This is a genomic window from Citrobacter portucalensis (assembly GCF_002042885.1).
Lineage (GTDB): Bacteria > Pseudomonadota > Gammaproteobacteria > Enterobacterales > Enterobacteriaceae > Citrobacter > Citrobacter portucalensis.
The window spans coordinates 39,355-60,731 of the sequence record NZ_MVFY01000020.1 but is presented as its reverse complement, the minus strand read 5'-3'; the positions used below and the strand labels follow the sequence as shown (position 1 = coordinate 60,731).

Annotated in this window: 17 protein-coding genes; 5 read left to right on the top strand and 12 right to left on the bottom strand. The window is 55.7% G+C overall.

Translation table 11 applies throughout. The annotated features are described in order from the left end of the window. Window positions 1–79: 79 nt before the first annotated feature. Genes hcaD through hcaE form a run of 5 tightly spaced genes read right to left on the bottom strand, consistent with a single transcriptional unit; the run spans window position 80 to window position 4,297 of the window. Entirely contained in the window at window positions 80–1,282 is a 1,203-nt protein-coding gene (hcaD, locus tag BZK40_RS21890; protein WP_079935297.1) for a phenylpropionate dioxygenase ferredoxin reductase subunit, read from the bottom strand. A gap of 9 nt (window positions 1,283–1,291) precedes the next feature. Then, a complete protein-coding gene (gene hcaB, locus BZK40_RS21885) occupies window positions 1,292–2,104 on the bottom strand; it encodes a 3-phenylpropionate-dihydrodiol/cinnamic acid-dihydrodiol dehydrogenase (RefSeq protein WP_079935296.1) in 813 nt (270 codons plus the stop codon). Next, window positions 2,101–2,421, bottom strand: coding sequence for a 3-phenylpropionate/cinnamic acid dioxygenase ferredoxin subunit (hcaC, locus tag BZK40_RS21880; protein ID WP_032944244.1), 321 nt, complete (start codon window positions 2,419–2,421; stop codon window positions 2,101–2,103). The genes hcaB and hcaC overlap by 4 nt, the downstream gene beginning before the upstream one ends. Beyond that, complete coding sequence (gene hcaF, locus BZK40_RS21875; RefSeq protein WP_032944241.1) at window positions 2,421–2,939, bottom strand: 3-phenylpropionate/cinnamic acid dioxygenase subunit beta; 519 nt, start codon at window positions 2,937–2,939, stop codon at window positions 2,421–2,423. The genes hcaC and hcaF overlap by 1 nt, the downstream gene beginning before the upstream one ends. Continuing rightward, entirely contained in the window at window positions 2,936–4,297 is a 1,362-nt protein-coding gene (gene hcaE, locus BZK40_RS21870) for a 3-phenylpropionate/cinnamic acid dioxygenase subunit alpha (protein ID WP_032944240.1), read from the bottom strand. Before hcaE ends, hcaF begins: the two co-directional genes overlap by 4 nt. A gap of 135 nt (window positions 4,298–4,432) precedes the next feature. On the opposite strand from hcaE, the gene hcaR reads away from it, so the two are divergent. After that, window positions 4,433–5,326 carry a DNA-binding transcriptional regulator HcaR gene (gene hcaR / locus BZK40_RS21865; RefSeq protein ID WP_079935295.1) on the top strand — a complete coding sequence of 298 codons (894 nt, stop codon included), beginning with the start codon at window positions 4,433–4,435 and terminating at the stop codon, window positions 5,324–5,326. A 3-nt stretch (window positions 5,327–5,329) separates the two neighbouring features. On the opposite strand, the gene BZK40_RS21860 is transcribed toward hcaR, so the two are convergent. Next, window positions 5,330–6,523, bottom strand: coding sequence for an ROK family transcriptional regulator (locus BZK40_RS21860; RefSeq protein WP_048215773.1), 1,194 nt, complete (start codon window positions 6,521–6,523; stop codon window positions 5,330–5,332). A 114-nt stretch (window positions 6,524–6,637) separates the two neighbouring features. On the opposite strand from BZK40_RS21860, the gene BZK40_RS21855 reads away from it, so the two are divergent. The 4 genes from BZK40_RS21855 (at window position 6,638) to BZK40_RS21840 (ending at window position 13,495) form a co-directional block, all read left to right on the top strand. Beyond that, the gene (locus BZK40_RS21855; protein WP_079935294.1) at window positions 6,638–9,904 is read left to right on the top strand and encodes a DUF5107 domain-containing protein; all 3,267 of its coding nucleotides are present in this window, start codon (window positions 6,638–6,640) and stop codon (window positions 9,902–9,904) included. A 72-nt stretch (window positions 9,905–9,976) separates the two neighbouring features. Further along, a complete protein-coding gene (locus BZK40_RS21850) occupies window positions 9,977–11,416 on the top strand; it encodes a sugar porter family MFS transporter (protein WP_048215775.1) in 1,440 nt (479 codons plus the stop codon). Further along, on the top strand, window positions 11,416–12,258 hold the full coding sequence (locus BZK40_RS21845) for an aldose 1-epimerase (RefSeq protein ID WP_079935293.1): 843 nt from the start codon (window positions 11,416–11,418) through the stop codon (window positions 12,256–12,258). Before BZK40_RS21850 ends, BZK40_RS21845 begins: the two co-directional genes overlap by 1 nt. A gap of 88 nt (window positions 12,259–12,346) precedes the next feature. Beyond that, complete coding sequence (locus BZK40_RS21840; protein WP_079935292.1) at window positions 12,347–13,495, top strand: 3-phenylpropionate MFS transporter; 1,149 nt, start codon at window positions 12,347–12,349, stop codon at window positions 13,493–13,495. Here the strand turns inward: BZK40_RS21840 and csiE are convergent. The 6 genes from csiE to BZK40_RS21800 form a co-directional block, all read right to left on the bottom strand. After that, entirely contained in the window at window positions 13,490–14,767 is a 1,278-nt protein-coding gene (gene csiE / locus BZK40_RS21835; RefSeq protein WP_032944230.1) for a stationary phase inducible protein CsiE, read from the bottom strand. The two genes, BZK40_RS21840 and csiE, sit on opposite strands and share 6 nt — an antisense overlap. An 883-nt stretch (window positions 14,768–15,650) precedes the next feature. After that, window positions 15,651–16,250 (bottom strand): KpsF/GutQ family sugar-phosphate isomerase, encoded by a 600-nt coding sequence (locus BZK40_RS21820; RefSeq protein ID WP_032944227.1) that lies wholly within the window; start codon window positions 16,248–16,250, stop codon window positions 15,651–15,653. Continuing rightward, window positions 16,247–17,884, bottom strand: a complete 1,638-nt coding sequence (locus BZK40_RS21815; protein WP_008785469.1) for an FGGY-family carbohydrate kinase — start codon at window positions 17,882–17,884, stop codon at window positions 16,247–16,249. The genes BZK40_RS21820 and BZK40_RS21815 overlap by 4 nt, the downstream gene beginning before the upstream one ends. A gap of 17 nt (window positions 17,885–17,901) precedes the next feature. After that, a complete protein-coding gene (locus tag BZK40_RS21810; RefSeq protein ID WP_003037658.1) occupies window positions 17,902–18,855 on the bottom strand; it encodes an ABC transporter permease in 954 nt (317 codons plus the stop codon). 1 nt (window position 18,856) lies between these two features. Then, window positions 18,857–19,846 carry an ABC transporter permease gene (locus BZK40_RS21805; protein WP_008785467.1) on the bottom strand — a complete coding sequence of 330 codons (990 nt, stop codon included), beginning with the start codon at window positions 19,844–19,846 and terminating at the stop codon, window positions 18,857–18,859. Beyond that, window positions 19,839–21,347, bottom strand: coding sequence for a sugar ABC transporter ATP-binding protein (locus BZK40_RS21800; RefSeq protein WP_079935291.1), 1,509 nt, complete (start codon window positions 21,345–21,347; stop codon window positions 19,839–19,841). The genes BZK40_RS21805 and BZK40_RS21800 overlap by 8 nt, the downstream gene beginning before the upstream one ends. Between the last annotated feature and the right edge of the window lie 30 nt (window positions 21,348–21,377).

The window sequence follows — 21,377 nt, the reverse complement described above, 5'->3', positions numbered from 1 at the left end:
CCAGATGGTGGTGTAAACACCTTTTCCGGCCTACAGGTAACTCACATGTAGGCCGGATAAACGAAGTGCCATCCGGCAGTTATATTGACTTAAGCAAGATTGTTTCATCGATTAAAGTCGCCACTGGCGGCTTTTTCTTTGCCTGAATCCATTTTCTCAATAAACGTATTTCTCGACCCTGATTCAACGTTACTGCGCCGACAATCACGCCATCCTGTAGGTTAAACCATATTGCTTTCTGCGCATCTGAATTGCCGCGTAGGAGCCAGTTCTCACCCTGCATTTCGCCGACAAACTGTAGATTATCACGGTACTGATCGGTCCAGAACCAGCCCGGCGTTGCTGCTGGCTGCGGTTGATTGAGCATCGCGGCGGCGGCAACCTGTGCCTGAAAATTGGCGTTTTCCCAGCTTTCCACGCGTACTAACGAACCGTCAGCCTGGCGCGTTATCGCTACGTCACCGGCGGCGAAAATCGCGGGATCGGAGGTGGTGCAGGCGGCATCAACGATAATGCCGTTCACTGTCTCCAGTCCCGCTTCGCGGGCCAGCATATCGTTCGCCACGATACCGATACCATAGATCACCGCATCAGCGGTGAGAGTTTCGCCGTTTTGCAGCATGAGCGAGAGACACTCTCCCGCTTCGGCATGCTCAATAGCGCTGTTAAGCAGTACCCGCACGCCCGCAAGTTGGTGGCGGGCTAGCAGGTAGTCGCGCACCGGAGCAGGCGCGTTGCGGCCCATGACCGTTGGCGCCAGCTCCACCACCGTCACCTGACAGCCGCGTTGAGTCGCGCTGGCCGCCAGTTCCAGACCAATGGTGCCCGCACCGACAATGACAATCGACTTGCCCGGCAATAAATTGTCGCGCAGGCGCTCGGCATCGCCCGCGTGGCGCAGGGTGAAGCAACGATCGCCCAGCTTATCCAGTTGCGGAAGGGGGCGTGCCGCAGCGCCCGTTGCAATCAGTAGCCGATCCCATGGATAACTCTGCCCATTAGCCAGCACCAACTGATGGGTTTGGCGGCCGAGCGTCTGCACAGTAACCCCCAGATGCAGCTGTACGTTGTGTTCCCGCCACCAGTCAGCGGGGAGTATCAGCTGAAGTTGCGGATTGTCGTCCAGTAGCATCGCTTTGGAGAGCGGTGGGCGTTCATAGGGCAGATGATGCTCATCGGAAAACAGGTGTAATTCGCCGTCAAAACCTTGTTGGCGCAGTGCAGCGGCAGCCATAGCCGCCGCCTGACCGCCGCCGACGATAGCAATAGTTTTTGGGTTCATAACGTCTCCTCAGAGATCCAGTCCGGCGGCGACGTGACGAATACCGCGAATACCCAGACCGGCGTCGGCATTGATCATCACGCCACTTAATGTGCGGTTGTTGCGTTTTGACGCCAGCATTACATACGGGCCGGTAAAATCCGCCGGCTCCGGGAAAAACTGTAGCGGCAAAATAGCGGCGATTTTTTCCGGCGTCAGCGACTGCATAATCGATGTATCGTTTTGTCCCAGCGCCTGCGGGCCGCGTAGATCTGTCGCCATACCGCATGGACCGACACCGTTAACACGAACCTTTGGTGCCAGCTCGTATGCCAGCTGGCGAATCAGCCCGGTAGCCGCATGTTTGCTGGCGGTATACAGCGGGCCGCCGCCGCCGGGATACCACGACGCATTGGACAGGGTAAAGATGATGCTGCCTTCGCTGGCGATAAGTGCAGGGGCACAGGCTTTCGCGCCCAGCAGATAGCCCAGCACGTTGACGTTAAACAGCTCATGAAAGCCGCTCTCCAGCGCATCCGCAGGCGTATTGACCAACGAGGCGTTGTGATCCCATATCCCCGCATTTCCGATAAAACAGTCCAGCGTACCGTAATGCGTCAGGATTTGAGCTACCGCGCGCTGATAGTCGGCGTAGCAGGTGACGTTGCCTTCGATTGCCAGCACATGTTCGCCAAAGCGCTGACGCAGGCTGGCAACTTTAGCTGGCGACAGCTCCAGCGTGGCGACCTGCGCACCTTCTTCGATGAAACGCTCGACCAGTGCCAGACCAAGACCGGAGCCGCCGCCGGTGATAAAGATCACGTTATCGCGTAAATCGCTCATCTTGCGTCCTCTGGAATATCAACAAACACATCGCTACCGTCTACATATACCGCGTAGGTGGTGAGCGCGTCGGTCGCGGGTAAGCACAACGCCTTGCCGGTTTTCAGGCAAAAACTGGCGGCATGCAGCGGGCATTCCACCGTAGCGTCGTCTTCCAGATAGCCTTCCGACATCGAAGCGTTACCGTGGCTACAGCGATCGTTAATGGCATAGAACTCGCCGCCAACGTTGAACAGCGCGATGACGGGCGAGGTATCAAGCCGGAGCGCTTCACCCTCCGGCAAATCCCCTACGGGGCAAGCATAAACACGACTCATCAGAACAGTACACTCAGGTTATGGGAGGTGATCACCGCTTGATCCAGCACGATCTCACGCTCCAGTAAGCGCCACTCATCGCCCGGCAAACGGCGCACTTTGTCTATGCGCATGCCGACGTAAAAGGTTTCATCGCGCTCTTTTTGCGCGCGATACAGCAGATAATTAAGGCGCACGGCAAAGACGTCGGGAACCCCAGTTTCACTGACCTGGCAGTTGCTGATCAGGTGCCGGGTACGCGACGGTGGCTCTTCCGCCCAGGCCATGCCGGTTTCCAGCCGCGCGATACGACGTTCGAGCTGGTCTTTGTTGTCGTTGAAAATCCAGGTGGTCGGCGGCTGCACGCCTTTGCGACGATCGCGCGTCTGGGCATTGACCGTCGTACGCATGGTGTAGCGAATGTCTTCATCCAGTTGTGCCAGCCAGTCACGAAACTTCCAGTCATCCAGCAGGCTGGCTTCATGGTAGAGAAACTGTGTAATGCGGTGGTGTAGTTCCTGAGAAACTAAGGTGCTCATTTCATCACCTCCTGCTGGTAAGCGGCGGTTTTTTCCTGCACTTCCTGCCAGCTTTCGCTGCTGAGTAAATCGGCCCAGCGCTGATACATGCCGCGCGCGGCGGTTTCCGAAAAGATGTAGTTGGTGATCCCCGGAATGCCGTCTTCACGACGTTTCTCCTGGCCCAGCCCCATTTCCAGACACAATTTGGTGTTGCGTGCGCGATGACCCTTCAGCAGTTTTTGAATTTCACACCAGTTTTCCGAGTCGTCCTGCTCCAGGAATCCGGCGGGGCCAAAAGCCCGCGTTGCGCTGTTTTCAAACGCGGCTTTCACTTCATCAGAGGCGGCTTTATCGGTAATACAGAATGCCCATACTTCAACTTGATCCGGCCCGCGCGGATGCCAGACCCTTAAGGTGGCAGTACCGTTGAGCCAGGAAAGCGTTGGGAAAATGTTGTTGTGACCGGCCAGACGCAGGGCGCGAACTTTACCCAGACGCTGCTCGGCTTCCGCGTAGGTGTCGCGGTAATAGCTGGAGACTTCGCCGTCGACCCAGACGTTGGCATCGGGATTTTCGGTAAAGAAAAATCCGCTACCGTGCCCATCCTGACCGAACTGTAGCGCGTCTTTGGCGGTTTCCCACACCGGGCGGGCGGTTTGTCCGTCGCCCAGGCGTTTGTCGCTGCCGTCGTCTTTTGCCCCCAGCACCTGCACGGCCGAGGCATGGCTGAACAGCGCGTGATACTGGTCGCTGGCAAACTGTTCGGCGGGGAATTTCCAGTTACAATCGATGGTCCACTTTTGTACGCCACCGACGATTTCGGTGCCGCCTTCACGACGATCCAGCACACCGTCGAGATACCAGGCGATGTCGCCGAGATAATCGCGCAGCGCAGGCGCGGAGGTATCCCAGTTGCCGAAAATCAGTCCCTTGTAGCTCTCTACGCCAGGAACTTCGTTCAGCCCCCAGTGCGATTTGCACAGCCCTTGCGGGTAGGCGCGCGGTTCCAGCGGGACGTCGATCAGCTCGCCGTTAATGCCGTACGACCAGCCGTGATACGGGCAGGTAAAGGCGCGGGTATTGCCGCAGTCGGCGTAGCTGACGCGCATAGCGCGGTGGCGACACTGGTTGAGAAACGCTTTGATGCTGCCGTCTTTCTGGCGAACCACCACAACTGCATCCTCGCCCATGTAGGTGTTAAAAAAATCACCGGGTTTGGGGATTTGGCTTTCGTGGGCGAGAAATAACCAGCAGCGTCCGAAGATGCGTTCCAGCTCCAGTTGGTAAATTTCAGGGTCGGTATAAATTCGTGGGGTTACGCGACCGTTTTGTGTGTCGATCAGTTGGTAGATGTCTAAATTTGAGGGTGTGGTCATATTTTTTAATCCTGAAAGCTAAGATGTATTGACCTTCTTTTTTTGTACCTTAAGGATGTTGCTGGTTAGTTATCAATCTGTGAAATAGTAAATTTCTACCAGTTGAGACATTTTTTCGATAACAAGGAGAAGGGCATGGAACTGAGGCACTTACGCTATTTCGTAGCGGTGGCGAAGGCGCTGAATTTCACCCGAGCGGCAGAAAAGCTGCATACCTCTCAGCCGTCGTTAAGCAGCCAGATCCGCGATCTGGAAACGTGCGTGGGCGTTTCGTTGCTGGTGCGGGATAAACGAAAAGTTGCGCTGACGGCGGCGGGAGAGTGCTTTTTACAAGATGCGCAGGCGATCCTCGAACAGGCGGAAAACGCCAAAGTTCGTGCCCGTAAAACGGTGCAGGAAAATAATCATTTCGCCATCGGTTTTGTCCCTTCCGCAGAGGTAAATCTGCTGCCGAAGGTGCTGCCTTTGTTTCGTTTAAAACAGCCAGATACGCACATTGAGCTGGTGAGTCTGATCACCACCGAACAGGAAGAGAAGATCCTGAGTGGAGAGCTGGATGTGGGCTTAATGCGCCACCCGGTGTACAGCCCGGATCTCGATTATCTGGAGCTGATTCATGAGCCGTTAGTAGTGGTTTTACCGGTGAATCATCCGTTAGCTAATGAGCAAGCAATCTCCGCGGAACAACTACACGGCGTGAATTTTGTCAGCACCGATCCGGCCTACTCCGGTGCGTTAGCGATGATTGTCAAAAACTGGTTTCAGCAGCAAAAAAGCCAGCCCAACATTGTGCAGGTGGCAACCAACATTCTGGTGACCATGAACCTGGTCGGCATGGGGCTGGGGGTGACTTTGATACCCGGTTATATGAATAATTTTAATACCGGACAGGTGGTTTTCCGCCCTATTGTTGGCGATGTTCCGACCATTGCGCTGTTGATGGCGTGGAAAAAAGGGCCAATCAAACCGGCGTTGACCGATTTTATCGCCACGGTACATGAACGTTTAGCGGTGAGCCTGACGGAGTAATGGCTATAACTCGCTAAGCTGTGACTCGACATACAGATAGCCAATGCCCATAAGTTGCTGGGTGCGATTAAGCTTACCGAAGCTTATCTGCGTGGCTCTGGCTCGCGGGTTATCGCCGTGATCGAATGGGTTAAACCCAGTTTGCTGCACCAGCGTATTGAGCCAGCTGTCGCCAAATGCGCAGCTACGCCCATACAACCATATTTGGTTAATATTCAGTATATTCAGAAAGTTATAAAGACTCAGCCCGATGGCGCTGGCGGCATTTTCGGCCCAGGCCTGAATGCGGACATCTCCGTGCTGCCAGGCCGCAATTAGCTGGTCAGTGGTGAGCGTTTCCGGATCGTAAAGGGATGTCGGCTGCGATTTCATCCACACCCGGGCCTGCTTTTTCAATGCGCTTAATGACGCTACGGTTTCCAGACAGCCATAGCGACCACAGTCACAGGCGACACCATCGGGATGAATGATGGTATGCCCAATCTGACCGCTGCCATACAGGCTACCGCGCCAGATGTTATCGTTAATCACAAACGATGAGCCAATACCGTAATCAACGTTAATCACGCAGAAATCACCGTTTGCCGCCGGGTTTTGCCATTTTTCCGCCAGCGCCAGCATCACGCAGTCATTGTCCAGCCGGACCTGCACGCCGAGCTTCTCCTCCAGCAGATATTTTATTTCCACCGGAGTTTTCCACGGGGCCTGGGGCATGGTTTTTGATGCACCGGTTATCGGATCAACTTGACCATGAACGCCAAGCGCCAGATTAATCGTCACATCGGGAAATTCCCGACGATACTCCCGCCAGTGTGCCGCCAGGGCTGACAGCAGCGCTTTTGGCGATTCGGGGTTGATGACTTCATGCTGCCAGTCGCCTACGGCCACCAGTCGCGCGTCCGCCAGTTGACTGGTGATGCTGGTGGGGGTGACGTTGATGCACAGCGTCCAGGCGCCTTTTTCTGGCAAATGATAGCTGCCGCTGCTCAAACCGCGCTGGCTTAAGGTTTCTCGCGAATGGCTGATTCTCCCTTCATCCATCAGTTCTTCGAGGATATTGCTGACCGCCGGGATCGACAGGCTGGTGAGCTGCGCCAGCTGTGACTTGCTGAGCTGTTTTTCCCGCCACAGGTGAGACAAAAAGATCTGTTTATTCGCCTGACGGACCCTGACGTTGTTGAACCCCGAACGCTGCATTCACTTAACTCCCTTAACTATATTGCGTGAGCATTGCGCATTTTAACGCCACCTAACTGCCGCAGAATAGCATCAAGTTGAATTTTTACTTTTGTTTATTGAGTGGAGAGCGGCATGTACGGTTCAGTTAAAGTCTGGCAGGAAACGATCACCCTCCCAACGTGGGCGGCGGGTGAAGAAGATGCCAACCCAATGTTTCTGGAAAAACGGGTGTATCAGGGATCTTCTGGAGCGGTTTACCCTTACGGCGTGATTGATACGCTGACCGGCAAACGTGAAATGCGCGACTATCAGGCGGTGTGGATGGAGAATGACTTCATTCGCATCATGCTGCTGCCGGAGTTAGGCGGGCGTATTCATCGAGCGTATGACAAAGTGCAGCAGCGCGACTTCGTCTACTACAACGAAGTGGTGAAACCCGCGCTGGTCGGTCTGCTTGGGCCGTGGATCTCCGGCGGTATCGAGTTTAACTGGCCGCAACATCATCGCCCGACCACCTTTATGCCGGTGGATTTTACTCAGCAGCAGGGTGAGCAGGGTGAATACACCGTGTGGATGGGTGAGGTTGAGCCTATGCGCGGTTTACAGGTAATGACCGGATTCACGCTGTATCCGGATCGCGCGTTGATCGAGATAACCGGGAAGGTGTTTAACGGTAACGCTACCCCGCGCCACTTCTTATGGTGGGCGAATCCGGCGGTGAAGGGCGGCGACGATCATCAGAGCGTGTTCCCTCCGGATGTGACGGCGGTATTTGACCACGGTAAGCGCGATGTCTCAGCGTTTCCCATCGCCACCGGCACATACTACAAAGTGGACTATTCGGCCGGTGTGGATATCTCACGCTACAAGAACGTACCCGTACCGACCTCCTATATGGCTGAAAAATCAGATTATGATTTTGTTGGCGCGTGGCATCACGGCGAGCGTGGTGGGTTGCTGCATGTGGCCGATCACCATGTTTCGCCGGGGAAAAAACAGTGGACATGGGGATACGGCGACTTTGGTGTTGCCTGGGATCGTAATCTCACCGATGACAACGGTCCGTATATTGAACTGATGACCGGGGTCTTTACCGATAATCAGCCGGATTTCACCTGGCTTGCGCCGTACGAAGAGAAAGTCTTCGTGCAAAACTTCTTGCCCTACAGCGAACTGGGAATGGTGCAAAACGCCAGCACGCAGTTGGCGCTTCGTCTGGTGCGTGAGCGTAGCCAGCTTTCTGTGGGCGTTTATGCGATTGCGCCGCTACGCGATGTTCAGGTTACGCTTGCTGCGCACGGGCAGCCGTTCTATGAAAATACCCTCACCCTTGAGCCAGGACAGAGCTGGCTGGCCGATGTGTCTGACAATGGCCATGCCCGGGTGACGATGACCGTCACAAGCGTCGATGGCACTACGCTTTTGCAGTACGAAGAGCACATCGCGAAAGAATTACCGCTGCCTTCGGCGGCCATTGCGCCAGCGCTGCCAGAAGCGCTTTCTAATACCGATGAACTCTATTTTATTGGTCAGCATCTGGAGCAGTACAACCACGCCAGCCGCTATGCCGAAGATTATTATCGCCGCGCGCTGGACGTTGATCCGCTGGACTACCGCAATAATGTGGCCCTGGGGACGCTGGCGCTAAACCGCGCCGACTGGGCGCTGGCGGCACAATGTGCTGGCAAGGCGCTGGAGCGGGCGCATAAGCTCAATAAAAATCCGCGTGATGGTGAGGCAAGTATGCTGCTGGCCGCCGCACAGGAACGTCAGGGCGATGATGACAGCGCGTGGGATAATTATTATAAGGCCAGCTGGAGCGGCAACTGCCGGGATGCGGCTTTCTGGTCGTTAGCGCGTTTGGCGATGAAGCGTCAGGACTACGCCGGCGCCTTGGAAAAGGTCGAGCAGAGCCTGCGCTTTAACGGCAGTAATAACCTGGCGATGGGACTGAAAGCGCTGGCGCTGGCAAAGCTTGATCGCAATGTGCAAGCGCTGGACTACATTCGCCAACAACTGGTTGATTATCCGCTGAGTTACACCCTGCACTATGCGCGCTGGGCTATTTGCCAGGATGAGGCCACTGCACAGGCGCTAATCTCGATTACCGGGCGGCGCGGTACCAACGCGTGTGAACTGGCAGGCTGGCTGACTTCTTTGGGGCAAAAGGATGCTGCCCGTAGCGTGCTGGAACTGCTCGACAGCCAGGAAACGCTGCCGATGCTGTGGCGCGCTTCGCTGAGCGATAATCCACAACCGTTCATTGAACGTGCTCGTGAGTGTCTGCAAAACCGCGTGCGCTTCCCCAATACGCTGGATGAAGTGCAGATGCTGCAAACTCTTGAGCAAAGTGCTTTTGCCCGCTATTTCCTCGGCTGCTTCTGGTACAGCAAACGGCGTTATGCCGAGGCGGTTTCCTGCTGGCAGTTCACGCTTGCGCAGGAAGCGGATTTCGCACCGGTACACCGTTTACTGGGAATCTATGCCTGGAACAAACTGCACGATGCACAGCAGGCGATGCAGTATTTGTCGCAGGCCGTGGCGCTGGAACCACAGAATGCTCGCTTCCTGTTTGAACTCGACTATCTCAAGAAGTTAATGGCACAACCCGCTGAGCAGCGTCTGCAGCGACTGGAAGCCAGTAAAGAGATTGTCTTCCATCGAGACGATCTGACGGTGGAACTGCTCAGCTTGTGGAATGGGGTGGGGCGCTACGACGATGCCGCCGCAGTGTTACGTGAACGCGTGTTCCATCCGTGGGAAGGTGGTGAAGGTAAAGCCACCGGGCAATATCTGCTGAATCAGATGCATCGTGCCCTGGCTGCCGTTCATTCCGGCGACCTGCAAACCGCCATCGCGCAGCTGCAACAGGCGTTGCACTACCCACAAAACCTCGGGGAAGGACGCTTGCCAGGGCAAACGGATAACGACATCTGGTATTTGCTGGGGCATTGCGCTCAGCTGCAAGGCCATTTCGAAGAATCTCAGCGCTACTTCTCCCGTGCGACGCGCGGCGGCAGCTCACTGGATGCCGGACGTTATTACAACGACCAGCCAGTGGACTATCTCTTCTGGCAGGGTATGGCGCAGAGAAAACTTGGCGATGACGCAGAGGCGGACGCTTTGTTCAATAGCTTCCTGCAATGGGTTGAGTCGCATCACGACAACGTGCCGGATGTCGATTTCTTTGCCGTATCGCTACCCGACCTGGTGGTGCTGGATACCTCAGCACAAGCAAAACACCAGCAACACTGCCTGTTTATCAATGCGCTCGGGCATCTGGGGCTGGGAAATAGCGCCGCCTGTCAGCGTGAACTTGATGAACTCCTGCAACTCAATCCGGCACATGACAAGGCATTACTGCTGCGTCACGCCATTAACGTAAGGCTTTTCCAGTAACACCCGAAACGGGTGGGGGTAACCTCACCCGAAACCTACTGTACCCTGCGTTTCCCTGAAAGAGGAATCATAATGAATAACGCGCAGACACATTTAAAGATTGGTTACGTCTGGACTATCTGCCTGGTTGCGGCCTGCGGAGGTTTACTGTTTGGCTATGACTGGGTGGTGATCGGCGGGGCAAAACCCTTCTATGAAGCATATTTCTCGATTACCGATCCGGCACAATCCGGCTGGGCGATGAGTTCCGCGCTGGTTGGTTGTATCTTTGGCGCGCTGATTTCCGGCTGGTGCGCCGATAAATTTGGTCGAAAAATGCCGCTGATTCTCTCAGCGATCCTCTTTAGCGCTTCCGCCTGGGGAACCGCCGTCGCCAGTAACTTCGATATGTTTATTGTTTATCGCATCGTTGGCGGCGTGGGGATTGGTCTGGCGTCTGCGCTAAGCCCACTGTATATCGCCGAGGTTAGCCCCGCTGAAAAGCGTGGTCGCTTTGTGGCCGTTAACCAGCTCACCATCGTCATTGGCGTGCTGGCGGCGCAGCTTATCAACCTGATGATTGCCGAACCTGTTGCCACAGGCGCTACGCAGCAAGCAATTGTTGAAAGCTGGAACGGTCAGACGGGCTGGCGCTGGATGTTTGGCGCAGAATTAGTGCCCGCGGTAATTTTCCTGGTGCTGATGTTCTTTGTTCCTGAATCGCCGCGCTGGCTGGTGAAAGCGGGAAAAGCCGATCGTGCGCGTGCCATGCTGCAGCGCATTGGTTCGGCGGAATATGCCGGGCAAACGCTGAAAGAGATTGAACATACGCTGCAAAAAGATAATCACAAGGTCGCGTGGTCAACGCTGTTACAACCGCAGATCAAACCGATCGTGATTATTGGTATGGTGCTGGCAGTGTTTCAGCAGTGGTGTGGGATCAACGTTATTTTCAACTATGCGCAGGAGATCTTCGCTTCTGCCGGATTCGACATCAACGGTACGTTAAAATCGATCGTAGCGACCGGGATCATCAATCTGGTCTTTACCCTTGCCGCTCTGCCGCTGGTGGACAAAATTGGGCGTCGTAAACTGATGTTGTTCGGTGCGTCAGGATTAACGGTTATTTATGTACTGATTGCCGGGGCGTACGGGTTGGGCATTATGGGCTGGCCGGTTTTGGTTCTGGTGCTGGCGGCGATCGCTATTTATGCCCTGACGCTGGCTCCGGTGACCTGGGTGCTGCTGTCTGAAATTTTCCCTAATCGCGTTCGTGGGTTGGCGATGTCGCTGGGGACGCTGGCGCTGTGGATTGCCTGCTTCCTGCTGACCTATACCTTCCCGCTGCTCAATGCGAGTCTGGGCGCGTCGGGAAGCTTCCTGCTGTACGGTGTGATTTGCGCGATGGGCTTCATATATGTTCTGCGTAATGTACCGGAAACCAAAGGCGTGACGCTGGAAGCGCTGGAAGAACAGCTGGCGGCGCAACATACAAAAGCTGGCACATCAGCCCAGCAACGAAGCGCCCGATAATGGATGGTCTGCTGACGCTACAAAACGCACATCTGCGGATGTGCGTAGACTCGCAGGGCGGTTCGCTATTAAGTCTGGTTTCGTTACAACATCAACAGGCCATTTTACGCGAAGGTCATGGTCAGCAACCCGGTGATTGCGGCCTGTTCCCGATGCTGCCGGTCGCGAATCGGATGGCGGGAAATCGTTTTATGCTGCGCGGTGAAGAGGTGGTTTTACCTCAACATGGCGCAGATGACACCTTTTTCCTGCACGGTGACGGCTGGCTGCAACGCTGGCAGGTTATCACTGTCACCCAAAGCGGTTGTTTGCTGCAGTTGCGCAGTTGGCATCCCTGTGGCTACGACTATACGGCGCAGCTTTGCTATCAACTGGAAACCTCGAGCCTGCACGCCTCGTTGACGCTCACTCATTGCGGTGAGCAGCCAATGATTTACGGCTGCGGGTTCCATCCGTTTTTCGCCTTTGATAAGCGCAGTACGGCGCAGTTCACCGCCAGCGGCTACTGGCCTGAGGGGGAGCAGCATCTGCCGCTGGAATGGCAACGTGATATCCCTTCAGCGGCTGATTTCATGCATGCGCAATACGGTGAGGATAGCTGGCTGAATGTCGGATATTCTGGCTGGAGCGGGCGGGCCGTTATTCATCGTGATGTGATGAAAGTCACGATTTTAGCGCAAACTCCGTGGTTGATGCTGTTCAGAATGTCGGGTGAGGAGTTCCTGTGTCTGGAGCCGCAAACGCATCCGGTGAATGCCCACAACATGCAGGGGCAGCCGGGATTGCAGGTTTTAGCGCAGGGAGAACGCTGCCATTTTGCGATGCAAATTAGCGTCGAATAGGGCAAAAATCATGTTATCTGCCTGTTAATGCTCTCTTGCGCCAGCCTGCGTTTGTCGCCAGACTATCGCCTCCAAACGGGAGGGATTCATGGATTTGCATTCCACGCGCTGGCTGGCGCTCGGTTATTTCACCTACTTCTTTAGCTACGGTATCTTTCTGCCTTTCTGGAGCGTCTGGCTCGAAGGGCTAGGGCTGACGCCTGAAACCATCGGTTTACTGCTGGGCGCGGGGCTGATTGCCCGTTTTCTCGGTAGTTTGCTGATTGCGCCGCGTGTGAGCGATCCCTCTCGGCTGATCTCAGCGTTACGTATTCTGGCCCTGTTGACGCTGGTGTTTGCGCTGGCCTTCTGGGCGGGAACCAACGTGGCGTGGTTGATGGTGGTGATGGTCGGCTTCAACCTGTTTTTCTCACCGCTGGTACCGCTGACCGACGCGCTGGCCAACACCTGGCAGAAACAAATCACCATGGATTACGGTCGGGTGCGACTGTGGGGATCCGTGGCTTTTGTGATCGGCTCCGCGCTAACCGGCAAACTGGTGAGCCTGTTTGACTATCGGGTGATCCTGGTCCTGCTATCGCTTGGCGTCGCCTCGATGCTGCTGGGCATGATGATTCGCCCGAGCGTGCAGCCAGCGGGTGAAAACCGTCAGCAGGAGAGTGCGGGATGGCCCGCCTGGCGCGCGCTGATAACCCAGAGCTGGCGTTTTCTTGCTTGCGTGAGTCTGCTACAGGGGGCGCATGCTGCGTATTATGGTTTCAGCGCCATCTATTGGCAGTCTGCCGGATATTCCGCTTCGGCGGTGGGCTATTTATGGTCACTAGGTGTGGTGGCGGAGGTGATTATTTTCGCACTTAGCCACAAGCTGTTCCGTCGTTTCAGCGCCCGCGATCTGCTGCTGCTTTCCGCCGTTTGCGGGGTGGTGCGTTGGGGATTGATGGGCTGGAGCACCGAGCTGCCGTGGCTGATCGTGGTGCAAATCCTCCATTGCGGAACCTTTACCGTCTGCCACCTGGCGGCAATGCGTTATATCGCGGCACGCCAGGGGAGCGAAGTTATTCGTTTGCAGGCGGTGTATTCCGCGATAGCGATGGGCGGCAGTATCGCCATCATGACCGTATTCGCGGGCTATCTGTACCAGAATCTGGGCAGCGGCGTGTTCTGGGTGATGGCGCTGGTGGCGCTCCCGGCAATCGTTCTGCGCCCGAAGGTGGTCGCGCAGCCTGCAACGTTATGATTCGAGGATTTTGCGGATCTGCTGCTGCTGATGCGGCGTAAGCGCCAGATCAGCATGAATCAACGGGGGGGAAAATAGCGGTAACGGCGTGGTGTAAGGCGTAATAATCAGCGTTACGCCGCGCGGGGCACCCTCTTTTTGAAAGTCCTGCATCGGCATATGTTTTACGTTGAGCGGCAGCAGCGTCAGTTCGCGCAGCTGTTGCTCTATATGCACTTCAAGTTGTTCGTTACTACCGGTCAGCAGGATAATCTGCTTTTCGTGTAAATCCTTCTCCTGCATCAGCCAGGCGCCGAAAATAACGGCCACCAGCCCGATCTCTTCTTCTGAAAATTGCACATCGTATTCGGCCTCGAAGCCGTGAATTGCCTCACGGGTAGTACGAACCAGCCGGGGATAAAGGCGGCTGAACTCCTCCGGCAGCGTGTTATCAATGCCGATGGCAAACACGCTGCGGTTCAGTGCCTGAGCCAGGTGGATATACAACTGGTCATTCAGCCCTTGCTCATCGCTGAAGCGCACATTGCCATACTCGCGAAAACGCAGCACCAGCCGCGCAATAGCAAGACGCAAGCGGCGATCCTGCTGGTGATTATCGCGGATGGGATCGGGGATGCGAAGCATTGAGAACAGCAACGCCATAAACAGCGATTCGCCCAGCGGTGCACTCTGCATGACGTGGCGCTGCCAGTGACGGCCAATTTCCTCTGCGAGAGGATATTCCGCGCAGGATTGCGCCCAGCGTTGCTGGAGTGGGTTAAACTCCGGGGTGATCCCCGCGTGATGCTGTAGCAGGCAGTACTGTAAATACAGGCGCAGGAACTGGATGTCACGACACTCAAACGGCTTCTGCAAGCGCCGGGAGCACAGATTAATGAGCGCGTGCAGATTGGTGTCGTCATACAGCGTACGTGCGATCCCCCTTTGTTTAAGTTCTGCTTTTAACGCCGGGGTAAACTGCTGGGCGATAAAGGCAGGGCAAATCCGCAGGCCACGGCGCAGCCACTGCAACAGACACAGACGTTGATTTAGCGGGGTCCCTTCGATCGTATAGCCACCATTCTGCGCGGTGGCTATCGCGAGCCGGTGATAGCGCTGGATTTCGAGTCCTGCGCCAATAATATCTTCCTGAACCGTGGCATCATCGACACCGTTGAGGCTGCTGAAGGTTTGTGTAGTAGCGATTTGCCCCGGCAGGAAAAGCGTCAGCAGCACCTGGCAACGGCGCTGGGGAGCGGAAAGTACAGATGGTGGGGCAAGCGTTGACATCATCTGTAGGATCTCCCGTGAGTATGTTTGATAAGAATAGCTAAAGTTTGCTCATAGATTTTGAGAATGGAATGCTTTCCACCAGGAATGCTGGAGAGCGTCACAGAATTTTTAACGTGCGGAACAGATAGCGGTAGTGGAACGCAGCGAGTTAATCCGCTTTTTCACTGTTTTATCTTTTGTTTAGATATGCCAGAGATGCACTGCATGTCATGTTAAACATGATGGAGAATATTTTATTCCGCTATGGGGTTCCGTTCACCCCTGCGTTATCACTTCTCTGAATCATAGATACCCGTGAACGTGCAAGGGAGGCTCACCGCCGCCTCCCTTGCATCCCAGGCTCCCGGCGGGAAAATCGTCGCGATGCGATTCATTCGTCTTATGCCGTCTGCCTGTCGGGTCGGGGACGAGCCTGCGTCCCTGCAGGCCGTCCACTCTGCCCGCATCCATGCGGGCAGACCCGGTCAGCCGTCAACGCCTCATCGATTTTCAGCCGGACCGGGGTCATCGCTTCAACGCTCTGACTTCCAGTGAAACCCGTTTTGCTGTTTAAACAAAAAACGCAGATGGTCAGGTGTGGGCTGGTCCGGCTGAAAATTGCCGACGTGTTTCCGTCAGGCCGGGAGAGCCAGCATGGATGCTGGCTCAGGGCGCGCTTTGCAAGGACGCTACCTCGCGCCCGGCCCGGTAGCCTGAAGGAAAAAGCGGAGGGTATTGCGTAGCAACAATTTTCCCGCCGGGAGCCGGGATTGTTAAGGGTACGGCGATAGTACCCTTAACACGTTCACAGGCAGTATCGTTTCAGAGAAGTGAAAAACATAAGGTGAACGTAGCAATATACCGGAGGCAACAGATTCATTACCTCCGAAACAGCTGTCTGGCGTTACTTACCACGGCTCAGCGTTAATCCCACATCACCGCCGGGATGCACAGACAACAGCGTCTCTTTTGAGTAACCGCTTTCGCTCATCAGGCAGGCGCAGGCGGCGTCAAAGATAGCCAGCACCAGTAAAATTGATGTGGTGGCCAACATGTTGAGCGGGTCGGCCTCACGCTGGACGCCGGTGGAAATCACCAGTCTCGACGCTTTAGCAATGGCAGAATCGGCGTTTTCAGTCACGCTCAGAATCGACACATTTCGCGCATTCAGTCCGGGCAGCAGCCGGGTGAGTTCGTCCGAATTCCCCCCACGCGACAGCATAATCACCAGGTCGTTGGCGCGTAAAAAACCGAGATCGCCATGCGCCGCGTCCGTCGCGTTGAGGTAGATCGCTGGGCGTTCCACGCACGCAAGCATATGCGCCACTTTACGCGCTGCGATGCCGGAGGTACCTACGCCGGTGACGACGATTTTCCCCTGACAGCCGCGCAGCTCCGCCATCAGCGACTGCCAGAGCGGTTCAGTCAGATGCTGCCCCAGACCCGCCAGGGCATTGCTATAGAGCTGAAATACGCCGGTGGCCTGAGACCAGGAGTCGCTCATGCGTCCTCCTGCATCAACTGGCGGTATTTCATATGATCCTGATACATCTCGTGGAATACCCGATATTTGCGATCGTAGTACTGCTTAATGCGATTTGTTTGCGGGGTAACCGTTTTACCAATCCGGCTCATCGCCGACATCGCTTCCGGGAAGGTTTCGAAAACGCCCGCGGCGATAGTTCCCATCATGGCACCACCCAGCAGCATGGCTTCGCTCTCTTCAGGCAGCAGCATCGCGCAGCCGGTGGCGTTGGCATGTTCCTGAACGAAGATTGGGTTTTTCGTCCCGCCGCCGCTGGCCATTATCGTATCGATGGTGTAGCCGCTTTGATTCATCGTTTCAATGATATGGCGGGTTCCCAGCGCAATGGCCTGGATGGTCGCAAGGTACTGTAGCGCCATATCTTCCGGCGTACGTGACAGTTTCAGTCCGGTGATTGCGCCCGTAAGCGTTGGGTTAGCGCGCGGCGAGCGGTTGCCGTGGAAATAGGGCAGGATGTGCATATCGCGGGTTAAAAATGCGATATCTTCCGGCTCACCGGCCATTTTACGCAACAGCGCATTCAGCACTTCGTAAATGGTCTGCCCCTGAGATTTAGCTTGCGCCAGCAGGGTTTCGTAGCAAGGATGCGACTGAATAACGTGGTCGATTAACGCCCCTGTTGCCGACTGTCCACCTTCGTTGAGCCAGTATTCTGGCAGCACGGCTGAGTAGTAAGGACCCCAGACGCCGCCGATAAAACGCGGCTCTTTGGAAATCGCCATGTGTCCAGTGGAAGTGCCGCCAATCAGCGCGATACGACGGTCAAAATCCGCCACCTCGCCGGAAACACCGCTTGCCCCGAGCGTGCCGAGGGTACCGGCGTGGGCATCGATGATCGAGACGCTGACAGCGGTCCCCGGAATCAGCCCCATTTCGCTGGCGGCGCGCGCGGATAGCCCGTGACCGAGCGGTTCGCCCATGGTTTTCACGTAGCGACCAATTTTGGCAGCATCATGCTCCAGCAAATCTTCCAGCCCAATCTGGCGGAAATAGCTGGCATCCCATTTGTCTTCATGGCCCATATAGGTCCATTTACACACCGTCGAACACAATGAGCGCGTGTCATCGCCCGTTGCGCGCCAGGTCAGGAAATCGGGCAGGTCAAAGTAGTATCCCGCATTGGCCCAGGTGTTGGGCATATGTTGCTTCAGCCATAGCAGTTTTGGCGTCTGCATTTCCGGGGAGATAATGCCGCCAACGTAGTCCAGCACCCGATGATGCAGGGCGTTGATGCGCTCGGCCTGAGTAATGGCGCGGTGATCCATCCACACAATGATGTTCTGTTCGCTGCGCCCGGACGGGCTGATGGTCAGCGGTTTACCTTCTTTGTCCAGTACCACCAGTGAACAGGTCGCGTCAAAGCCCAGACCTTTCACCTGGATAGGGTTGATATCCGACTGGTTAATCGCATCGCGAACCGCGTTACACACCGCCTGCCAGATGTTATCGGAAGACTGCTCAACAAAATCGGCCTGCGGGCGGTAAATCTCGATGGCCCGACTGGCCTGACCGACCATTCTGCCGTTGAGATCAAACACGCCAGCACGGGCGCTTCCGGTTCCGACATCCACACCAATAAAGTAACTTGCCATAATTTTTTCTCCTGAAATCAGGCTTTACGATTCTGTAATGCGATAAAGAGGATCAGCACCGCGCCCCACAGCGCCATCGTCAGATAGCTGCTGACCCCCAGCAAGTTAAGGCCGCTTTCCAGCATTTGCAGCACAATCAGTGCCAGCACCAGGCCGATAATGCGCCCGAAGCCGCCATCCGGGTTGATACCGCCGAGGACGGAGGCAAGGATGGTGACCAGCAGGTAGGATTCACCGTATCCGGCTTTAGCTGAGTTGAATTTCGCCATCATCAAAATGGCGGCGACCCAGCCGAGCAGGGCAGAAATCACGTACACCGAAATTTGTACACGTACGGTATTTACGCCGCTGTAGCGGGTAGCCTGTTCATTGGAACCAACGAGATACAGGCTGCGCCCAAGCGTGGTGTGTTCCAGCAGTACCCACAGCAGGATTGCCACCAGGAAAAAGAGCAGTAGCGCCACCGGAATACCGGCAATCGTGGCGTTACCAAGGTACTGAATGGCGGTCGGGAAACCGGAAATCACCGTCCCGTTGGAAAGCAGAATATTCAGCCCGGAGATAAGCGTCATCGTGCCGAGCGTGGCGAGAATAGGCGAAACCCCGACCCAGGCAATCAGCGCACCGTTGAGCGTGCCGATAGCCACCGCCACGGCAGCGCCTGCCAGCAGCGCCAGCACCAGAAACAGCGGGTTATCCGGATGGGTGACGATAATCGCCGCCATCACCAGCGAGCATGCGTTCGCCCCGGCAATAATCGACAAGTTAATGCCGCCGGTCAGCATGGTCATGCCCATCCCGAGGGCCAGCATGCCGAGGATTGGTAGCTGTGAGCCAATCGACTGGAAGTTAGCGACGCTGAAGAAACGGCTGCCGAGTAGGGCCGAGAAGACCAGGGCGACGACCACAATAATCACGCATTGCAGGCGAATGATGGCATCACCGGGTAAAAATCTGGCGATTGTTTTCATCTCAAAGCTCCCTTGCCAGTTTGCGTTTTTCGTTCCAGGCCGTGGCGCTAATGCTGACCAGGATAATGGCGCCGCTGAACACGGTGTGCCAGTAAGAGGAGACGCTGAGCAGCGTCAGGCCATTTTGTAAGAAGGCCAGCAGAACCACGCCGAGCAGGGTTCCGGTCAACGTACCGCGCCCGCCGCTCATGCTGGTTCCGCCGAGTACTACCGCCGCCAGCACCGTCAGCTCAAAGCCGAGCAGCGAATTGGGCGCAACTGACTGGGTGATTTGCGCCTGAACCACGGCGGCAACGCCTGCCAGAATGCCCATGTAGCCATAGACGTAAAAATGCAGCTTCAGCAGATTCAGCCCCAGGCGCGAGGCCGCGTCTCGGTTGCCGCCCATGGCGTAAACCTGACGGCCAAGACGGGTATAGTTCATCAGCACGGCGGTAAAAATGATCACCGCCGCCAGGCACAGCAGGGGGAGGGTCAAACCGTAGTCGTAGCCATCCGCCGCGGTGAACGAGAACCAGTTAATGCCGTTCATAAACCAGTCCGGGAAGCCGTACAGCCAGGTGCCTTTGGTGGCGTAAACCAGCAGACCGTAGTAGACGTTCAGCGTGGCGATGGTAATGATGATTGCCGGAACGCGTAGCCAATAGACCAGAAAACCGTTGATCAGCCCAAGCAGCAGGCCCACCGCAATGGCGATGATTAACGCCAGCGCGAAGTTACCGCCGTGACCGATAACCCAACTGGCCATTGCATACTGGGCTATCGCGGTCATCGCCGGAAATGAGATGTCGATCCCGCCGGAAATCAGCACCACAAACAGCCCACAGGCCAGGATGCCGAGAATCGCGTAGCTGGTGGCCACATCCGTCAGGTTCCCCAAAGACAAGAACTCGTCGGTGCTGATGCTTAGCCCAACGGCAAGGGCTACAACCAGCAGGCCCAGCCAGAACTCATGTTGCCCGATTAAACGGGAGAGATGCATCTTATTCATTGATTACCTCGACCACTTCAGCAATCTCCTCTTCACTGCATTGATGAGGATTAAATTCCGCCACCAGCTTGCCGCGACGCATTACCAGCACACGGTGGCTGTTGTAATACGCTTCCGGGATTTCATCGCAAATCATCAGCACCGCCATACCCTGTTCCGCCAAATCGCGGGCTATCTGGTAAATGCCCTCTTTGTTGGCGATATCCACGCCGACGGTAGGCGAGTCGAGGATCAGGATGCGGGGATTGGTCGCCACCCATTTGGCAATGGCGATACGCTGGGCATTACCGCCGGAAAGGGTTTTGACCGGCAGGAGCGGATCGGACACTTTGATATTCAGTTCGCGGATTAAATCGGCGACCAACTTTTGCGCTTTACGATGATCGAGCAGACCGCTACCGGTGTGCAGTTGATCAAACACCGTGACGATGGTGTTGTCGTAGATCGACTGCTCCATGATCAGCCCCTGCGTCAGGCGATCTTCTGAGACATAGCCGATCCCGTGTTGGATGGCGTCATGGTTATTGCGCAGAGTAACCGGCTGACCGTTAATGCGAATCTCGCCACTTTCCGGGTGCGTCATACCAAACAGGCTCAGACAAAGCTCAGTGCGCCCGGCACCCAGCAGACCAACAATGGAGACGATCTCGCCGCCGTGCAGCGACAGATTAATGTTTTGGTATTTGCCTCTGCGGCTCAGATTGCGCAGCTCAAGCAGCGGCTCTTGCTCAATCGCGGGCCTTCCCGGCAACGGGCTGTAGTGGAAGCGTTGTCCGGTCATCAGGAAGGCCAGCTCGTGGCTGTCGAGTTCGCTGGCAGGGTATGTGCCCACCAGTTTGCCGTCGCGCATTACGCTGATGCGGTCAGCCACTTCCATCACCTCATCCAGACGATGGCTGACAAACACGACGCAAATTCCGGCCGCTTTCAGTTCATTAACTACTCGCAGCAGGCCATTAACCTCCTGGCGGGTTAGCGAGGCGGTGGGCTCGTCCATAATCACCAGACGCGCATCGGCGGCAATCGCCCGGCAAATGGCGACCAGCTGTCGATCAGCAATTGAGAGTTTTTCAACTTTTTTATCGGGATCGATATTCACCCCAATACGTTTCATGGCTGCCAGCGCCTGCTGCTTCATGGCGCCGCGACGCACCCAGATATCGCCACCCGGCAGATAGCGGTTGACCGCGATATTTTCTGCGACGCTAAAGTTGGGGAACAACGACAGGTCCTGATAAATAACCTGAATGCCATAATGGGAAGAGAGCTGCGGCGTCAGATGATGGAACAATTTTCCGTCGAGTAAAATCTGCGCGCCTTTTTCCGGATGATAAACCCCGGAGATCACTTTAATAATGGTACTTTTACCACAGCCGTTTTGACCCGCCAGACAGTGAACTTCGCCTTTTCTCAGCGTCAGATTCACGTTATCCAGCGCCAGCACGCCCGGGAATTGTTTGCTGATATTCTCAAGAGTGATAAATGCGGTGGTGTCTGCCATGGACAATACCCCTGCGCGCGTCCGGGGGGA

Coding starts and splice junctions, on each gene's coding strand:
- hcaD (WP_079935297.1), bottom strand. CDS start 1,282: ATGAACCCAAAAACTATTGCTATCGTCGGCGGCGGTCAGGCGGCGGCT.
- hcaB (WP_079935296.1), bottom strand. CDS start 2,104: ATGAGCGATTTACGCGATAACGTGATCTTTATCACCGGCGGCGGCTCC.
- hcaC (WP_032944244.1), bottom strand. CDS start 2,421: ATGAGTCGTGTTTATGCTTGCCCCGTAGGGGATTTGCCGGAGGGTGAA.
- hcaF (WP_032944241.1), bottom strand. CDS start 2,939: ATGAGCACCTTAGTTTCTCAGGAACTACACCACCGCATTACACAGTTT.
- hcaE (WP_032944240.1), bottom strand. CDS start 4,297: ATGACCACACCCTCAAATTTAGACATCTACCAACTGATCGACACACAA.
- hcaR (WP_079935295.1), top strand. CDS start 4,433: ATGGAACTGAGGCACTTACGCTATTTCGTAGCGGTGGCGAAGGCGCTG.
- BZK40_RS21860 (WP_048215773.1), bottom strand. CDS start 6,523: ATGCAGCGTTCGGGGTTCAACAACGTCAGGGTCCGTCAGGCGAATAAA.
- BZK40_RS21855 (WP_079935294.1), top strand. CDS start 6,638: ATGTACGGTTCAGTTAAAGTCTGGCAGGAAACGATCACCCTCCCAACG.
- BZK40_RS21850 (WP_048215775.1), top strand. CDS start 9,977: ATGAATAACGCGCAGACACATTTAAAGATTGGTTACGTCTGGACTATC.
- BZK40_RS21845 (WP_079935293.1), top strand. CDS start 11,416: ATGGATGGTCTGCTGACGCTACAAAACGCACATCTGCGGATGTGCGTA.
- BZK40_RS21840 (WP_079935292.1), top strand. CDS start 12,347: ATGGATTTGCATTCCACGCGCTGGCTGGCGCTCGGTTATTTCACCTAC.
- csiE (WP_032944230.1), bottom strand. CDS start 14,767: ATGATGTCAACGCTTGCCCCACCATCTGTACTTTCCGCTCCCCAGCGC.
- BZK40_RS21820 (WP_032944227.1), bottom strand. CDS start 16,250: ATGAGCGACTCCTGGTCTCAGGCCACCGGCGTATTTCAGCTCTATAGC.
- BZK40_RS21815 (WP_008785469.1), bottom strand. CDS start 17,884: ATGGCAAGTTACTTTATTGGTGTGGATGTCGGAACCGGAAGCGCCCGT.
- BZK40_RS21810 (WP_003037658.1), bottom strand. CDS start 18,855: ATGAAAACAATCGCCAGATTTTTACCCGGTGATGCCATCATTCGCCTG.
- BZK40_RS21805 (WP_008785467.1), bottom strand. CDS start 19,846: ATGAATAAGATGCATCTCTCCCGTTTAATCGGGCAACATGAGTTCTGG.
- BZK40_RS21800 (WP_079935291.1), bottom strand. CDS start 21,347: ATGGCAGACACCACCGCATTTATCACTCTTGAGAATATCAGCAAACAA.